Here is a 16269-nt window from a genome sequence, read left to right on the forward strand (position 1 = left end):
AAGAGAAAACGCCGCGGTTAGAGCCGCGGCGTTTCGAAGTCGATCTGTGCCGGGCCGGAGCCTAGCTTGACGGCTGAGGTTCCATGCCGCCTTCGGGCTCGGGGCCTTTCTTGCGGCGGCCGGACTTCGGCACGGCCGAGCCGCGGCTCGGCGGCGTGTCGTCGCCAAGGTCGCGCGCGGGCTTATTGCCGGCGATCAGCTGCTTGATCTCCTCGCCGGACAGCGTCTCGTATTCGAGCAGGCCCTGCGCCAGCGCGATCCATTCCTTCTTTTTCTTGGTCAGGATAGACCTTGCCGTCGAATAGGCCTCGTCGATCAGCCGGCGCACTTCGGCGTCGATGATTTGCGCCGTCTCTTCCGAGATGTTCTGCGTGCGCGCCACCGAATGGCCGAGGAACACCTCCTCCTGGTTGTCGCCATAGGCGACATGGCCGAGCTTGTCGGAGAAGCCCCAGCGCGTCACCATGGCACGCGCCAGCTTGGTCGCCTGCTCGATATCGGAGGAGGCGCCGGAGGTGATGTTCTCCTTGCCGAACTTGAACTCCTCGGCGACACGGCCGCCCATCATGATGGCGAGGCGCGAGATCATGTATTTGTAGCTCATCGAATAGCGGTCGCCTTCCGGCAGCTGCATGACCATGCCGAGTGCCCGGCCGCGCGGAATGATGGTCGCCTTGTGCAGCGGATCGGCCGACGGCACGTTGAGCGCCAGGATGGCATGACCAGCCTCGTGATAGGCGGTCAGCTCCTTCTCGGCCTGTGTCATCGCCGACGAGCGGCGCTCGGCGCCCATCATGATCTTGTCCTTGGCGTCCTCGAATTCGGCCATGGTGACGAGGCGCTTGTTGCGCCGCGCCGCCATCAGGGCGGACTCGTTGACCAGGTTCATCAGATCGGCGCCGGAAAAGCCCGGCGTGCCGCGCGCGATCACCTTGAGGTCGACATTGGGCGCCAGCGGCACGTTGCGCACATGCACCTTCAGGATCTTCTCGCGGCCGACGATGTCGGGGTTCGGCACCACCACCTGGCGGTCGAAGCGGCCCGGCCTCAGCAGCGCCGGATCGAGCACGTCTGGCCGGTTGGTGGCGGCGATCAGGATGATGCTTTCGTTGGATTCGAAGCCATCCATCTCGACCAGCAGCTGGTTCAGCGTCTGCTCGCGTTCATCATTGCCGCCGCCCAGGCCGGCGCCGCGATGGCGGCCGACCGCGTCGATTTCGTCGATGAAGATGATGCAAGGCGCGTTCTTCTTGGCCTGGTCGAACATGTCGCGAACGCGGCTTGCGCCGACGCCGACGAACATCTCGACGAAGTCCGAGCCCGAAATGGTGAAGAACGGCACGTTGGCTTCACCCGCGACCGAGCGGGCGAGCAGCGTCTTGCCGGTTCCAGGAGGACCGACGAGCAGCACACCGCGCGGGATCTTGCCGCCGAGCCGCTGGAATTTCTGCGGGTCGCGCAGGAACTCGACGATCTCTTCCAGATCTTCCTTGGCTTCGTCGACGCCGGCGACGTCCTGGAAGGTGACGCGGCCATGTGCTTCGGTCAAAAGCTTGGCCTTCGACTTGCCGAAGCCCATGGCGCGGCCGGAACCGGACTGCATCTGGCGCATGAAGAATATCCAGACGCCGAGGATGAGGATCATCGGCAGCCAGGAGATCAGGGTGCCGAACAGCGAATTGGAGCCGTCGGATTCAGGACGCGCGTTGATGGTGACGTTCTTGTCCTGCAGCCGCGAAACCAGTGACGGGTCCCCAGGCGAATAGGTCTGGAAGCCGTTGGAACTGTCCGTGTAATTGCCGGAGATACGGGCGCCGGCGATGGTCACCGACTTGATCCGTCCCGCCGCGACTTCCTGCAGGAACTGCGAATAGGGAACATCGCTCGAGGCTCCACGCGTCTGCGGCGTCTGGAAAAGATTGAAGAGAGCGATGAGCAGGACCGCTATGATCGCCCAGAGCGCGAGGTTGCGATAATTCGGATTCATCAATTGTCCCGTTGGCGCCCGCTGGGCGGACACGCGTCGTGAGAGGAAACTTGGCCCTAACATAGGGAGAGCGTCTCCCATTGCCAAGCATAACAGCAGGTCTCGGTTAAGCTTTCGCCCGTGGTAGGCCGGCATTGTGGCCGCCGAACGGCACGGCTGGAACGGGCGCCGCGCCAAGCAACGCGGCGACGGCATCGGCCGGCGCCAGATCGAAGGACGGCAGGAAACGGGCGAAGGGCGCGACTGCCGGATATGCGGCGACAGCCGCCGGCATCGGGCCTTCCCCGGGCAAACCCGGGCCTTCCCCCAGCAAACCAAGGCATTCGCCATCCCGCCAGAGCGCCGGCTCGGCGGCCAAGGCGGCACGCACAAGGCTTGCCGGCGTGCCATGCCCGGCAATTGCCCGCTTTGCGGCAAGAGCCGCCCCGAGCGGTGCTATCAACAGCGGCGCGATCATCAACAATGCACCTGGACTGTCGCCCAATGTGATCCGTCTGCGGCCGTCCCACAGGGCATTGCCGGAAACCGCAACAGCGGGCGGCAGATCGCGCAATTCGCGGTGCAGAAAGATGCCGGTACGCCGGGCATCGATCACGGTCCGCGACAATGTGGCACAAAGCGGCCCGGTGCGGAACCGGCCGAAAAGGGCTTCGCTGCGGGCCTGGTCGGGAAGAAAGGCGGTGCCGCCGGTCGCCGCCAGCAGGATGCGCAGCGCATAAATGGCCGACCGGCTGTCGGCGGCCGTCGCAAAATCCCGATCGAGCCGGACGAGGCCGGCGGCCGGCCTGGAGGCCAAGCTGTGGATCAGCATGGCCGCGCGATGTCCCAGCTGCTCACGCTCGACCGCCGCCTTGCTGGCCAGCGCTATCGCTTCAGCCACGCTAGGCGTACCATCGCCTTCGGCAAGTGCTGCGCGGACGCGCGGCCGCTCGAAAGCGGTGTCGGCATTGGTCGGATCTTCGATCCAGGCAACCTGTTCACGCCGCAGGAATTCGCGCAGCTCAGCACGCCGCACGCGGAGCAGCGGCCGCACGATCCAGTGCCGCCACTCGTAGAGGGTTGCCGGCGCCATGCCGGCAAGGCCCCGCGCTTCGTCGCGCGGCCTCTCCTCACCTGGCCCGTCGTCACGTGCTTGCCGCATCAGCACGGTCTCGGCCTGGTCGTCGGCGGTGTGGCCGGTCAGGATCAGGCCGATGCCTGCCGCTTCGGCGGCCTCGGCGAGCAGCCGGTAGCGGGCTTCGCGCGCGGCGGCGGGCAGGCCGGTCGATGGTTTGTGCCCCGACCAGGCGAGGATGCGATGGGCAATGCCGCGCGCCGCGCACAGCCTGGCCACGGCTTGCGCTTCCGCTGCCGCTTGCGGCCGCAATTGATGATCGATCGTTACCGCCAGCAATTTCGTTGCCGGGGCGTTACGATCGAGATGGGCTTTGAGGAGGAGGAGAAGGGCGGTCGAGTCGCTGCCGCCGGACACGGCCGCAACAGCGCCGTTGGAAAAGTCGATCCGCGAAAAATCCGAAAGGTCAGGCTCGCTGTCGAGCGTCATGCATGTCGCCCAAGCGTGGGCCCGGTTTTGCGGCAACGACACGCAACGGAAAAACTAGCACGCCGCGAGTGCCCTTTCCTGCTTGACCCGCTCCTTGAGCGCGCCGGAAATATCGGGGTAGCGCTTGCCGATCTCGCTGAAAGTGGCACAGGCCACGTCGCGCTGCTTCAGCCCGACCAGTGAAACGCCGAGCTTCAGCAGCATGTCGGGCGCCTTCTTGGCCTTGGGATAGTCCTTGCTGGCTGCGAGGAAAATCTCGGCCGCATCGCGGTATTTCTGCTGGCCGAGCAGCGATTCACCGAGCCAGTAATGCGCGTCCGCTGCTTTGGCGTCCTTGGGAAAACGGGCGATATGGTCGCGGAAGCCCTGTTCGGCGGTGCTGTAGTCGCCCGACAGGATGAACTGGTAAGAGTTGCGGTAAAGCTCCTCCGGATCGTTGGTCGACGGGAGTGCCGCAACCACCGTATCGTCGGATTTACCGGCCTTGTTGCCGGCTGCGCTGGCGCCGTTGGCTGGGGCCGTATTCTGCTGCGGCGCATTCGCTTGCGCATTGCCATCGGCTTCGACGACATTGCCGTTTTTGTCGACGGTGATGGTGCCGAACGTCTTGGGCGGCGCGCCGGGGATCAGCTTGCCGGGATCGCCGTTGGGCGATTCGACGATGACGTCCTCGACGCTCTTGTCGCCGTCTGCCGCCTTGCCCGCATCGGCCGGAGCCGGCGTCCCCGGCGCCTCCGCCACGTTACTGTCGCCGTTGGGGCTGTCGCTGCTGGGCGCGGCCTCGGACTTCTTCTGCTCGGCCGGCTGCTGCGCGCCTTGCGGACCGCCTTCCAGCTGCTGGAAGCGGAATTCGTTGTCTTCCTGCTGCTTGCGGATCTGCTCCTGCATCTGCAGGACCTGGAAATTGAGTTCCTCGATCTTGCCATTCATCTGCCGGAGCTGTTCCTCCAGCGCCGGAGTGCCGGTACCATCCTGCTGCGCGAATTGAACCTGATCCGGCTTTTTCTTTTCGCCGAAAATGCCGGGCAGTTTGATCGTCGGCAGGTGGAAGGAAAAACCGCTTTCCGATGACTGCCCGGTGCCGTTTGCCCCGTCAGCAAGTGCCGCGATACTTGATACGAGCAGCAGCGCAAGCGTGCCGCTCAAGACCGATCTGAAATGCATGTGCCTCTCGCCGTGAAACCGTTAGCCTGTTGCGCGCCCTTGCCAACCGAAGTGGCCAGGCGCCCTCGGCTCTTAACAGGACGTGAGACTTCGGCCAAATTTTGTTTGGAGCGGGCAGATATGAAAAAGGCGGCCTTTTGGCCGCCTTTCGCACCAAGTGTTGCATTTATGCCGATCAAGAACCGGCGCCGCCCAGCGTGGTTACGGCGCGGCGGTTCTGCGACCAGCAGGAGATGTCGTCGCAAACCGCGACCGGACGCTCCTTGCCGTAGGAAATGGTCTTCAGGCGCTGCGCCGAAACGCCTTTGGCGACCAGGAAGTCGCGTGTGGCGGCAGCACGGCGGGCGCCGAGCGCCAGATTGTATTCGCGCGTGCCGCGCTCGTCGGCATGGCCTTCGATGACAATGGCATACTGCTTGTACTGGTTCAGCCACTGCGCCTGGCGCGACAGCGTCGTCTGCGCATCGGCGCGGATCGAGGACGAATCGGTGTCGAAGAAGATGCGGTCGCCGATGTTGACGGTAAAGTCCTGGGCCGATCCGGGCGTTGCCGCGCCGGCGCCGTTGAGGCCGAGATCGGCGGCGCTGTTCGGCGTCTTCTTCGAGGCGCAACCGGTGATCGCGAGCATCGCGACCAGCGCGATCATGACCGGGTTTGTGGTAAGTGCTGCGATACGGCCCATGCCGCCTCTCCTTCGCAATTCGAGTGATTTCATTGATCGTCCAGTAACCACGTTTGGGTTAACCGGCGCTCAAGAAACACGGTTAAAATTTGGTTTTCGGCTGCCGTCCGCAACCGTTCTGCCGAGGGGCGACAATGAGCGCGGACCGTAGGCGGAAATGCGGCTAAAACATGAAAAAGAGGGAATTGAGGAACTGAAGAACCGAGGAATTGAGGAATCGAGGAATTGAGCAAAGAGATCACCTCAGCTTCTCTCTGAGATTGACCAGCACTCCGTAGATACGGGCATAGGATTGCAACCAATGGTCGCGTTGCGCCTGTGTGATGTACTCGAGGTCGAACGCATACGAACTCCAGGTCTCCACCTCACTGCATGATCCTATGGCCATTGAAATGAAGCGTGCGAATTCGGGCTTGGAGTGAGCCTGTTTGGCAAAGCCTTCGGCCAAATTGGCGCAGATCGCCTTGCTGGAACGACGTAGTTGATCGGCGAGCGCGTATTGCTCCATTTTCGGAAAAGCAAGCGTGGCTCTGTGTACCCCAAGGGAAACCGCACAGGCACGCTTATAGACTTCTAAATCCCTCGCGTGCTCGATGTAGACCCCTCTGCCTTCTCCATTCTTCAGTTCTTCAACTCTTCAACTCCTCAGTTCTTCAACTCCTCAGTTCTTCTTCCATCACTCCAGCAGCGGCGACCAGGCCGGATCCGAGGCGAAGTTCGCCGTGGGGATCGACTGTTCGTTGCGGCCGGTGAGATCGACCGAAACAAGTTTTGGTCCACCATTGGAATCGCGGAAGAACATCAGCACCCGGCCGTTGGGCGCCCAGGTCGGCCCTTCCTGCTGAAAGCCGGTGGACAGGATGCGCTCACCCGAACCGTCGGTGCGCATGACGCCGATCTGGAATTCGCCGCCGGTCTGCTTGGTGAAGGCGATGAGATCGCCGCGCGGCGACCACACCGGCGTCGAATAGACGCCGTCGCCAAACGAGATGCGGGTCTGGCCCGAGCCGTCGGCGCCCATCACATAGATCTGCGCGCGGCCGCCGCGATCCGAGGTGAACACCACCTTGCTGCCGTCAGGCGAGTAGGACGGTGAGGTGTCGATGGCGGTCGAATTGGTGAGCCTGGTCGTCGAGCGGCTTCTCAGATCCATGGCGAAGATGTTGGAATTGCCGTCATCGCGCAGCAGGCTCATGATCACCTTCTGGCCGTCCGGCGAAAAGCGCGGCGCAAACGTCATGCCGGGGAAATTGCCGACCAGCTCGCGCTGCCCCGTCTCGATCTGCAGCAGGTACACCCGCGGCTGACCGCTTTCATAGGACATGTAGGTGATTTCCTGCCGGTTCGGCGAGAAGCGCGGCGTCAGCACGATCGATTTGCCGTTCGAGAGATAGCGGACGTTGGCGCCGTCCTGGTCCATGATGGCTAGCCGCTTCTTGCGCGCATTCTTGGCACCGGACTCGTCGATGAAGACGACGCGCGTGTCGAAATAGCCCTTCTCGCCGGTCAGCCGCTCGTAGATCGCATCGGCGATGATATGGGCGACGCGCCTGGTATTGGCGTCGTTGGCGAAGAACTGCTCGCCCGACATCTGCTGGCCGGCAAACGTGTCCCACAACCGATACTGGGCGCGAATGCGGCCGTCAGCCTCCTTGCCGACACTGCCGGTGACCAGCGCCTGCGCATTGATCACCTTCCAGTCTTCGAAGCGCGGCGTGGCATCCGGGTTCGAGATCTTTTCGATGAAAGCGCTTTTGTCGATCGGCGCGAACAGGCCGGAGCGTTTCAGGTCGGCACTGACGATGCCAGAAATCTCGGCGCCGAGCGCATCGCCGCCCTGGAAGTCCGTGATGGCGATCGGCAACGGCTCGACATTGCCCTTATTGACGTTGAGCTCAACGAGCGCCCGCGCCGGCAGGGTGACAGCAACGGTCATACCCAGCGCCATCGCTGCGATCGTCAGGAGCGGCTTGAGGATGGATTTCATGTCTTCTCGCTTCTTTCGCTGATTCTGTGAGCGCCAGGCCTAAAGACCGAGCATCTCCCTGGGGTCAAAAGTGACCCGAACGTCGGACCAGATGTCTTGCTTGCCCGCCGGAACCTGCAAGCCGGCCACATCGCATTTCTGAACCGCGCGCACTGCACTTTCGTCAAACGGGCGGTTTCCGCTCGACTTTTCAACGCTCGGCCGGCCATCCAGCTTGCCGGAGGCGTCCAGATTAAACCGGACCACGACGACGAAATTCTCCGAACCCTCGAGCCCTGCCGGAAGCGTCCAGCAACCACCAAGCTGGGCCTCCAATGCCCCCTGCTCCGATTTCGAAAGCTTCTGGCCCTGATCCTTCTCGCCGCCGAGCGATGCCTGCTGGGTCGAGCGCTTGGCGCCGCCGCCGGACGGCTTCCGCTTGTCAAGCAGAGCCGAAATCTCGTCGGCGTTGAATTGCTTGTCGTCCGATTTCGGCCTGGATGAGGCTTCCTTGACCGGCTTGTCGGCGTCCTTGCGCTCCGGTGCCTTCGCGCTCTCGGCCTGGGCCGGCTGCGGCTTTGGCCGAGCCTCGGGTGCCGGCGCCGAGTCGGGAAGCTGCGCCTCCTCGGTTGGCGGTTGCTTGGCAATCGCCTCGGCGACGGCATCCGGCTTGACCTCGGGCTGCGGATCGATCGCGGCAGTCTTGTCCTGCGGCGGCGTGGGCGTCGGCTCCTTGGCCGGCGTCGGCTTGGGCTCGGTCTGCTTGACAGGTTCGGGCTTGACCTCTTCCTTCGGCTGCGGCACCGGCGCCACCTCCGTAGCAGGAATAGGCTTCGGCTCTTCCTTCGGCTTCGGCACGTCCTCGGGCTTGGGCTTTTCGACCGGCGTCGGCGCGGGTGGCGGAGCCGCCGTCATGTCGACTGGCTGGGGCTTGGGCTCAGGTGTCGGCGGCTTGTCGGTGTCGACGCTGTTATCGCCGACTTTCTGGGCATCGGGAACGATGTCGGGACGCTGCGTCGGTACCGGCGCCGGCTTGTCGTGCATTACAGCTTTCTTGTCGCCTTGCAGGACCTGTGCCGTCGCTTCCATCGGCACGATCTCGACCGACACCGATTCCGCATCGGACGCAGGCATCGCAGGCGGCGAGGACAACGTGAACAGCCCGAAGGCGATCGCCACCGTATGCAAGATCACCGATGTGGTGAGGCCGGTCCTCATCTTGCGTCTACTGATCCTGTTCCTGCAGTGAAACCAGGCCGATATTCTTGTAGCCAGCAGCCGAGATGCGGGCCATCACCTTCATGGCAGTGCCATAGTCGGTGGACTTGTCACCCCTGATGAAAATGCGCTCGTCATAGCCGGTCTTCGAGATCGCCTGCAGCTTTGCCACCAGCTCCTCGATCGGGATCTCGGTTTCCTGGAGGTAGATCTGACCGGCCGAGTTGATGGACACGGTTATAGGCTGCGTATCGGCGTTCATCGCTTTGGCCTGGGTATCCGGCAGGTCGATCGGCACGCCGACCGTCAGCAACGGCGCCGCGACCATGAAGATGATCAGCAGCACCAGCATCACGTCGACCATCGGCGTGACGTTGATCTCCGATATCAAGGCGTGATGGCGGCCGCGCCGCCTGTGGCCTCGACCACCGCGTCCTCCGCCACCCGCGCCTACAGACATTCCCATGATCGTTCCTCAGGCCTTCTGCGCGACTTTTTCATCGATTTGGCGCGAGAGTATGGCGGAGAACTCATCCGCGAACCCTTCCATGCGGACGGCGATCTTGCTCGCGTCGGACGACAGCTTGTTGTAGGCGATGACGGCGGGGATGGCGGCGAGCAGGCCGATGGCCGTCGCCAGCAGCGCTTCGGCGATACCGGGCGCGACCACCGACAGGCTGGTGTTCTTCGAAGCGGCGATCGCCTGGAACGAGGTCATGATGCCGATCACGGTGCCGAACAGGCCGATGAAGGGCGCCGCCGAGCCGGTGGTGGCGAGGAAGCCGAGCCGCCCTTCCAGCTTTTCCATCTCGCGGGTCAGCGCCAGATCCATAGCCTTGTCGATGCGGGTCTGCAGGCCGAGCGGCGATTTTGCGCCCTTCTCGAAGCTCTTCTTCCATTCGCGCATGGCGGCGACGAAGATCGCGCTCATGCCGGTCGTCTTGCGGTCGGCGAGCGTGCGGTAAAGCTCTTCCAGCGACTGCCCCGACCAGAACACCTGTTCGAAGCGGTTGAGCGCCAGCCGCATGCGGGCATAGGCGACGAGCTTGTCGACGATGATCGCCCAGGTCCAGATCGAGGCACCAAGCAGCCCGATCATGACCAGCTTGACCACCCAACCGGCCTGCATGAACAAGGCCCAAATCGATAAATGCGCGCCCGGTTCGGCGAGAGCGATGTTTTCCATGTTACGTCCTTAAAGATTTTCCGGGCGTGGCTGGCGGCTGGCCCATGGGCATCCCTTGTGGTCCGTTCGCGTTAAGCTTGCGGAATAACCCCAAATGCACCGTTGGCGGCCTTTTCGGGGCAAATATTGGTGAAAGGAAGGCGCTTGGATTCTTCCAATCTTAACCAATCCCTTCATGGACCGTTATGGTTAAGGATGGGTTAGGACGTACAGCGCGGCGCATTGCCGCGCCCCGACGACCAGCCCGGCGATCCTCGCCTCGACCGGGAGCTCCGGATCTTCCGCCTCTGAACTCTTATTTGCGCGTTCCGGGCATGAAGGCTGCCACCCAATCCTTGGGAAAGCGCCGCGGCCGGCCGTTCTCGCCGACGATCGCCGCTTCGACCCGCGCCTCGACCAGCACTTCGCTGCCGCGTTTCAACTGCTGCGCCATGACGATGCGGGCGCCGGAAATGTCTTCGGTGCGCGTATCGATGGTCAGGATGTCATCCATGCGGGCCGAACCGCGGAAATCGACCTCCATGCGCCGCACCACCCAGACTATTTTCTCGCCATGCTTGCCGTCGGCAAGCTCGGTGTGGTGGACGCCGGCCAGCCGCAGATAGTCGGACCGGCCGCGCTCGAAGAATTCGAGATAGCGCGCGTGGTAGACGACGCCGGAAAAATCGGTGTCTGCATAATAGACCCGCGCCATCAATCGATGGCCGAATTCCGTGAGCGCGCCGGAAAGTCCGGCGGACAATGCCGATTCACCGTGATCGTCCATTGCGCTGTCCTTTTGGCCCGACAGGCCCTGTTTCAAGCAACACCTGTTTTGCGCATAGACCGGCGATGATCAAGACCTGGAGGGCTGGGCCGGGGACTGCCAGCACCGAAGCCATAAACAGCGGAACTTAGGGTTCTTCCTGGAACAGGCTGATCTGCTGCTGCGCCAGGTCCTTTGGCGCGTCGAGGCCGAGATGCCGCCAGGCATTGGCCGCCAGCACGCGGCCGCGCGGGGTACGCATGATGAAGCCTTGCTGGATCAGAAAGGGTTCGATGATGTCCTCGATGGCATCGCGTGGCTCGGAAAGCCCGGCGGCGATTGTCTCGATGCCGACCGGCCCGCCGCCGAAATTCCGGGCGATCATCGACAGATAACGGCGGTCGAGCGCGTCGAGGCCGAGCCCGTCGACCTCCAGCCGCGTCAGCGCCTCGTCGGCGATCTTGCGGTCGACATGGCCGTCGCCGGCAACGCTGGCGAAGTCGCGCACCCGGCGCAACAGCCGGCCGGCGATGCGCGGCGTGCCGCGCGCCCTCCGGGCGATCTCCAAAGCACCGTCGTCGCCGAGCGGCATGGCAAGGATGCGGGCGCCGCGCCGCACGATCTGCTCGAGTTCCTCGACCGAGTAGAAATTGAGCCGCACCGGAATGCCGAACCGGTCGCGCAGCGGGTTGGTCAACAGGCCGAGCCGGGTGGTGGCGGCGACAAGCGTGAAGCGGGCAAGGTCGATCTTGACCGAGCGCGCCGCCGGCCCCTCGCCGATGATCAGGTCGAGCTGGAAATCCTCCATCGCCGGATAGAGGATTTCCTCGACCGCCGGGTTGAGCCGGTGGATCTCGTCGATGAACAGCACGTCGCGGTCTTCGAGGTTGGTGAGCAGCGCCGCGAGATCGCCGGCCTTGGCGATGACCGGACCCGAGGTCGAGCGGAAATTGACGCCAAGCTCGCGCGCCATGATCTGCGCCAGCGTCGTCTTGCCGAGGCCGGGCGGGCCGACGAACAGCACATGGTCGAGCGCTTCGCTGCGCCCCTTGGCGGCCTCGATGAACACTTTGAGATTGGCCCGCACCGCCGCCTGGCCGACGAAGTCGCCAAGCGTCTGCGGCCGCAAGGTCTGCTCGGCGTCCTCGCCGCGTCTGTCGGGAGCAATGAGGCGTGGCGAAAGGCTCATGCCGCCTTCCTTGCATATGGCAAGGGACCGGACAAGCAACGTCTCACCGTGCCAGCTCCTTCAGCCCGAAGCGGATCAGCTTCGAGGCGTCCGCCTCCTCGCCTGCCGTCTTCAGCGCTGCCGCCACCGCATTGGCCGCGGTGTCGCGCGAATAGCCGAGATTGACCAGCGCCGAGACGGCGTCGGTGATCGGCGCCGAGGCGACGCCCTCGCCGAGCTCCTGCTTCAGGCCGATGGTGCCGGAGGCAGTGCCCGCATAGGCCGGCGCCTTGTTCCTCAATTCGGTGACGATGCGCTCGGCGACCTTCTTGCCGACGCCGGGAGCACGGCTGACCATGGCGATATCGCGCAGCGCAATCGCATTGGCGAGGTCGGCCGGCGCCAGCGTCGACAGGATGGCCAGCGCCACCTTGGCGCCGACGCCTTGCACATTGTTCATCAACAGCCGGAACCATTCGCGCTCCAGCACCGACTGGAACCCATAGAGCCGCAGCATGTCCTCGCGCACATAGGTCTCGATGAACAGCACCACCGCCTCGCCGGGCGGCGGCAATGCCGCCAGCGTGCGCGCCGAGCAATAGGCAACGTAGCCGACGCCATGTACGTCGATGATGCAGAAATCCTCGTCGATCTCGTCCAGCGTGCCTTTTAGCTTGCCGATCATTTGAGCGTGCCGATCATGCCGGGTGGGTTTCCGGAGAGATGATATCGAGGTCCGGGAAGTAGCTGCGATAGCGCGCGGCATCGCGCGTCAGCAGCCGATGCCCGGCGACAACCGCATGGGCGCCGATAAAGAAATCCGGCAGCGTTCGTTCGCCAATGCCGCCGGCGCGGCGATAGCGGGAATGCGTGACACCAGCGAGGAAGGCTGCCTCCCACGGCAGGAATTCGCGATCCATCTTGAGCATGTCGACTGCTTGGCGAAGGGCCTGTTCGGTCGCAATCAACGGCGCGAGCTCGGACCAGACGATTGCATTGATTACGAGTGCGCCGTCGCGCCGGCATGCGGTAATCGCGGATGCCGACCATTTCGTCTCCCGTCCGGCAGGACCCCAAACGTCGATCAGGACATTTGTGTCAATCAATGTCGAGATCTTCACGTGGGCCCCTCAGCCATTCCATATATTCGTTCGCCGTCATGCCTCCCAGATCCAGCGTACCGGCCATACGGCCGAGCATCTGGCTGAATCTGCGCGAGGCTTCCTCCTCCGACATGTTTTCGTCGACCGCAATAACACGAGCCCCGTCCTCGGTGGGGACGAACTCCACCTCCGAGCCCGGGCCGATACCCAGATGATCCCGTATTTCCTTCGGGATGGTCACTTGGCCCTTGGTGGTAACGCGCATGGTAATACCTCGTTGGTATTACTTATTGCCCATGGAGAACAAGTCAAGAACATACTTATCCGGCCAGCGCCGCCATCCTGTAGGCGATGCTCTGCCGGTGATGCGCGTGACAGATGGCGATGGCCAGCGCGTCGGCGGCGTCATCGCTGTCGAACGTCGCCTTCGGCATCAGCACCTTGACCATCATGTGGATCTGCTTTTTGTCGCCATGGCCGACGCCGATCACCGCCTTTTTGACGGCGTTTGGCGCATATTCGGCAACGACAAGGCCGGCACGCGCCGGCACCAGCATGGCGATGCCGCGTGCCTGGCCAAGTTTCAACGTCGCCGCCGCGTCCTTGTTGACGAAAGTTTGCTCGACCGCCGCCTCGTGCGGCATCGCGGCATGCAGGACCTCGGCGAGCCCGTCATGCAATTGGCAAAGACGCACCGCCAGCGCGGCCTTGTCGTCGGACCGCACCGTGCCGGAAGCGACGAAGCGCAGCGAATTGCCGAGGCTCTCGACGATGCCCCAGCCGGTGCGCCTCAGCCCCGGATCGATGCCGATGATGCGAATCGCTTCCCCCATCCGTCAAGTCTACCTTCGGGGGGACAGCGATGCCAGCGAAATGTGAACAAACCAGAAACAGCAAGCCGAGTCTGTTTAGAGAATGTTTGAGAGTCGCTCTGGCGAGACAGATGGCTTGGTTTTCGAGAACCGGAGCGGAGCGTACATAAGTACGCGAGCACCGGAAGCGCGGAAAGCGGCGCTAGTCTCGTCGTTTGAATAACTGTTGGCGCGAGCGACAGACGGTCCTCTGATCCTTTGGCGGATGTGACAGCCATCTCGGTTTCAACCGCGCAATGCTGCCGCAACGACGCTCTCCAGTGGCGTTGTCGGTCGACCGATTAGCCGGCTCATGGCGCCGCCGTCATCGAACAACGCTCCGCGTGAGGCTGCAATGTCGGCATCGGCCAGGATAGCGGCGAGATCGGCGGGCAGCCCGGCGCCTGTCAACACGCCCTCATAGGCCACCCCGGCAAGATCGTTGTAGGCGATCGCCTTGCCCGATTGCCGCGAGACCTTCGCCGCAAGCTCGGCGAGCGTGAACGCTTGGTCCGCCGCGAGCTCGTAAATCCTCCCTGCTTGATCCTCGCTCGTCAGCACCACGGCCGCGGCCTCGGCATAATCCTGCCGCGCCGCGGACGAGAAGCGCCCCTCATTTGCGGCGCCGATGAAGGCGCCGTGCTCCAGAGCCGCCGGGAGCGCCATCAGATGGTTCTCGGTGTACCAGCCGTTGCGCAGGATGACGGCGGGTAGGCCGGAGGCCGCGATGACCTCCTCCGTCTGCCGATGTTCGACCGCGAGCCTCGCGGGAGACGTGTCCGCATGCAGCATGCTTGTGTAAGCGATCAGCGAAACCCCCACCCGTTGGGCGGCCGTGATCACTGACCGATGCTGCGGCAAGCGGCCGCTGACTTCGGTCGAGGAAATCAGCAGCAGTCTATCGACGCCGGCCAGCGCCATCGGGAGCGTGTCGGGACGATCATAGTCCGCCTCCCGCACGACTACGCCGCGTTGGACAAGATCGCTGGCGTTTGCCGGATCACGAACCGCCGCAACGATCCGGCTGGCCGGAACTGTCTTCAGCAGTGCGTCGATCACGAGACGGCCAAGCTGTCCTGTTGCTCCAGTTATTGCGTACATCGTTCTGTCCATTTCGTGGTTGGATGGATTGAGAGCCTCAGATAGCGGCTCTCGTTACCCGCGGAAACCACGTATCTTGTAGTTACCATCATTTTCCGGTAACCAACTGGAAACTCTCATGGAAGATGCGCGATGGTCCTCAGGATGCGAACGAAGGTGAAGGCGCTTCCCGGCTGCCCCATGTCGAGGTGCATGGCGCTGCTTGGCGGGTGCTGGACACCCGAGGTGCTCTGGTCCTTGAGCGACGGCCCGCGCCGGTTCTCCGAATTGCGCCGCGATATCCCAGCCATTTCGGCGAAGGTGCTGACCGGCAGGTTGCGCGATCTCGAGGAGCGTGGCGTCCTCGCACGCCACGTGATGCCGACATCGCCGCCGACCGTGGAGTATGATCTGACGTCATTGGGGCAGGAGCTGCTCCCAGCGATCAGGTCTATCGTGGAGGTCGGATCGCGCCTGCTGCTGCGTGATTCTCCCCGCCTGATGATCGCGAGCCCATCCCTTCGCGGTTAGTCTAGATGGCCGCCGGAGTAGAATTATGAAACGGTCTCTCAGCCGCGGGCGAAAGCCGTGTTGAGCAGCGTGATCTGGTCGGAGACCGGATTGAGGCGACGGCTCGACGGCGGCACCTCGGCAAGGCCGCCATAGATCTCCTCGTCCATCCGGCGCACCAACGCCTGCAGCCGCAGCGAACGGTTGACGAGGTCGATGAAATCCTTCGGCAGCTCGGCCCAGCCGGGCGCCTCGTCATGCGCCGAGGCAGTGTCGAGACGCACCTTGGATTTTTCTGAGGCCACCTGATCGCGGGTCATCTCGCCGGAATTCGCCGCCCGCTGCAAAAGCAGCCACGAGGCGACCTGCATCAGCCTGGTGGTCAGCCGCATCGATTCGGCCGCATAAAGCGTCGCCGCCAGCCTCGACAGCTTCTTGGCCTCGGCGCGGCCCTTGCCGTCGAGATATTCGGCCGCCTGCTCGACCAGGCCCATGCCTTCCTGATAGAGCGGCTTGAAGGATTGGGAGAAAACCCGGCGCTCCGCCAGCTTGATGGTTTTCGCGCTCGCCTTCGAAGGCTCGTTCATCGCTACGCCCCTGCACTTGCCTGACAGCCGGCCGATTCGGCTCTTGGCCGCCATATCCGGCAGCCTAAACGACTGAAGCTTGAAAATGCGCTTCGCTGCCAGCGAAGGCAAGCACATGTTTAACAAACGGTTAACGGCCGCATTTAGCCGGAAGGACGCCCATGCCGGCGGACAAAAAAAGAGCCGCGGATAAGGCGGCTCTCAGGAGTTTAACAGGGAGGCGTCAAACAAAGTGGCTCCAACCACTCGGTAAGAATCCAGATCACTGGATGGACATAGTAAACGCCTGTAAAGCTTAACGAAGCCTTAACGCGGGGCATATTTTTCGATCAAGAACCCAGCATCTGTGCCGTAACAACACAGCTGACTGGCCACGGCGCCGTTCACACCACCGCCTGGAAAGTCGGGGCGACGCGCTTGCGCCATGGTTTCCTCCAAATGGTGACCGGCTTACCGAAACAAAACGGCACTGCGCGCGA

At 63.2% G+C, this 16269-nt stretch carries 18 protein-coding genes; 1 reads left to right on the top strand and 17 read right to left on the bottom strand.

From position 1 onward, the window contains the following. Window positions 1–61 precede the first annotated feature (61 nt). The 16 genes from ftsH to NKH60_RS16650 all read right to left on the bottom strand — a co-directional run bounded on the left by ftsH (window position 62) and on the right by NKH60_RS16650 (window position 14714). Complete coding sequence (gene ftsH, locus NKH60_RS16575) at window positions 62–1987, bottom strand: ATP-dependent zinc metalloprotease FtsH (protein WP_023677989.1); 1926 nt, start codon at window positions 1985–1987, stop codon at window positions 62–64. Between the two features lie 106 nt (window positions 1988–2093). Beyond that, window positions 2094–3530, bottom strand: a complete 1437-nt coding sequence (tilS, locus tag NKH60_RS16580) for a tRNA lysidine(34) synthetase TilS (protein WP_352471195.1) — start codon at window positions 3528–3530, stop codon at window positions 2094–2096. Between the two features lie 54 nt (window positions 3531–3584). After that, window positions 3585–4694 carry a tol-pal system protein YbgF gene (ybgF, locus tag NKH60_RS16585; RefSeq protein ID WP_352831338.1) on the bottom strand — a complete coding sequence of 370 codons (1110 nt, stop codon included), beginning with the start codon at window positions 4692–4694 and terminating at the stop codon, window positions 3585–3587. A gap of 175 nt (window positions 4695–4869) precedes the next feature. Continuing rightward, on the bottom strand, window positions 4870–5376 hold the full coding sequence (gene pal, locus NKH60_RS16590; RefSeq protein WP_023677992.1) for a peptidoglycan-associated lipoprotein Pal: 507 nt from the start codon (window positions 5374–5376) through the stop codon (window positions 4870–4872). Window positions 5377–5614: 238 nt separating this feature from the next. Beyond that, complete coding sequence (locus NKH60_RS16595; RefSeq protein ID WP_352849975.1) at window positions 5615–6001, bottom strand: four helix bundle protein; 387 nt, start codon at window positions 5999–6001, stop codon at window positions 5615–5617. Window positions 6002–6052: 51 nt separating this feature from the next. Beyond that, complete coding sequence (gene tolB, locus NKH60_RS16600; protein ID WP_245274748.1) at window positions 6053–7324, bottom strand: Tol-Pal system beta propeller repeat protein TolB; 1272 nt, start codon at window positions 7322–7324, stop codon at window positions 6053–6055. A gap of 78 nt (window positions 7325–7402) precedes the next feature. After that, window positions 7403–8560, bottom strand: coding sequence for a cell envelope integrity protein TolA (gene tolA / locus NKH60_RS16605; RefSeq protein WP_352768348.1), 1158 nt, complete (start codon window positions 8558–8560; stop codon window positions 7403–7405). 7 nt (window positions 8561–8567) lie between these two features. After that, on the bottom strand, window positions 8568–9026 hold the full coding sequence (tolR, locus tag NKH60_RS16610) for a protein TolR (protein WP_352831336.1): 459 nt from the start codon (window positions 9024–9026) through the stop codon (window positions 8568–8570). Window positions 9027–9035: 9 nt separating this feature from the next. Next, window positions 9036–9746 carry a protein TolQ gene (gene tolQ / locus NKH60_RS16615; protein WP_023677997.1) on the bottom strand — a complete coding sequence of 237 codons (711 nt, stop codon included), beginning with the start codon at window positions 9744–9746 and terminating at the stop codon, window positions 9036–9038. A 295-nt stretch (window positions 9747–10041) separates the two neighbouring features. Further along, on the bottom strand, window positions 10042–10512 hold the full coding sequence (gene ybgC / locus NKH60_RS16620; RefSeq protein WP_352872733.1) for a tol-pal system-associated acyl-CoA thioesterase: 471 nt from the start codon (window positions 10510–10512) through the stop codon (window positions 10042–10044). A 127-nt stretch (window positions 10513–10639) separates the two neighbouring features. Next, window positions 10640–11680 carry a Holliday junction branch migration DNA helicase RuvB gene (gene ruvB / locus NKH60_RS16625; protein ID WP_352454896.1) on the bottom strand — a complete coding sequence of 347 codons (1041 nt, stop codon included), beginning with the start codon at window positions 11678–11680 and terminating at the stop codon, window positions 10640–10642. A 43-nt stretch (window positions 11681–11723) separates the two neighbouring features. Next, window positions 11724–12344 (bottom strand): Holliday junction branch migration protein RuvA, encoded by a 621-nt coding sequence (gene ruvA / locus NKH60_RS16630; protein WP_352471200.1) that lies wholly within the window; start codon window positions 12342–12344, stop codon window positions 11724–11726. Window positions 12345–12357: 13 nt separating this feature from the next. After that, complete coding sequence (locus NKH60_RS16635; RefSeq protein WP_352471201.1) at window positions 12358–12780, bottom strand: type II toxin-antitoxin system VapC family toxin; 423 nt, start codon at window positions 12778–12780, stop codon at window positions 12358–12360. After that, a complete protein-coding gene (locus tag NKH60_RS16640) occupies window positions 12758–13027 on the bottom strand; it encodes an AbrB/MazE/SpoVT family DNA-binding domain-containing protein (protein WP_352471202.1) in 270 nt (89 codons plus the stop codon). The genes NKH60_RS16635 and NKH60_RS16640 overlap by 23 nt, the downstream gene beginning before the upstream one ends. A gap of 55 nt (window positions 13028–13082) precedes the next feature. Then, entirely contained in the window at window positions 13083–13595 is a 513-nt protein-coding gene (gene ruvC / locus NKH60_RS16645) for a crossover junction endodeoxyribonuclease RuvC (protein WP_352471203.1), read from the bottom strand. Between the two features lie 264 nt (window positions 13596–13859). After that, window positions 13860–14714: an SDR family oxidoreductase gene (locus NKH60_RS16650; protein WP_352471204.1), complete on the bottom strand. Its 855-nt coding sequence runs from the start codon at window positions 14712–14714 to the stop codon at window positions 13860–13862. A 192-nt stretch (window positions 14715–14906) separates the two neighbouring features. Between NKH60_RS16650 and NKH60_RS16655 the strand changes: the two genes are divergently transcribed. Further along, complete coding sequence (locus NKH60_RS16655; protein ID WP_352831331.1) at window positions 14907–15224, top strand: winged helix-turn-helix transcriptional regulator; 318 nt, start codon at window positions 14907–14909, stop codon at window positions 15222–15224. A gap of 38 nt (window positions 15225–15262) precedes the next feature. Here the strand turns inward: NKH60_RS16655 and rcdA are convergent, their stop codons facing one another. Next, the gene (gene rcdA / locus NKH60_RS16660; RefSeq protein WP_352450833.1) at window positions 15263–15790 is read right to left on the bottom strand and encodes a protease adaptor protein RcdA; all 528 of its coding nucleotides are present in this window, start codon (window positions 15788–15790) and stop codon (window positions 15263–15265) included. Window positions 15791–16269: the final 479 nt, after the last annotated feature.

Source organism: Mesorhizobium sp. M1006 (assembly GCF_040318825.1).
GTDB lineage: Bacteria > Pseudomonadota > Alphaproteobacteria > Rhizobiales > Rhizobiaceae > Mesorhizobium.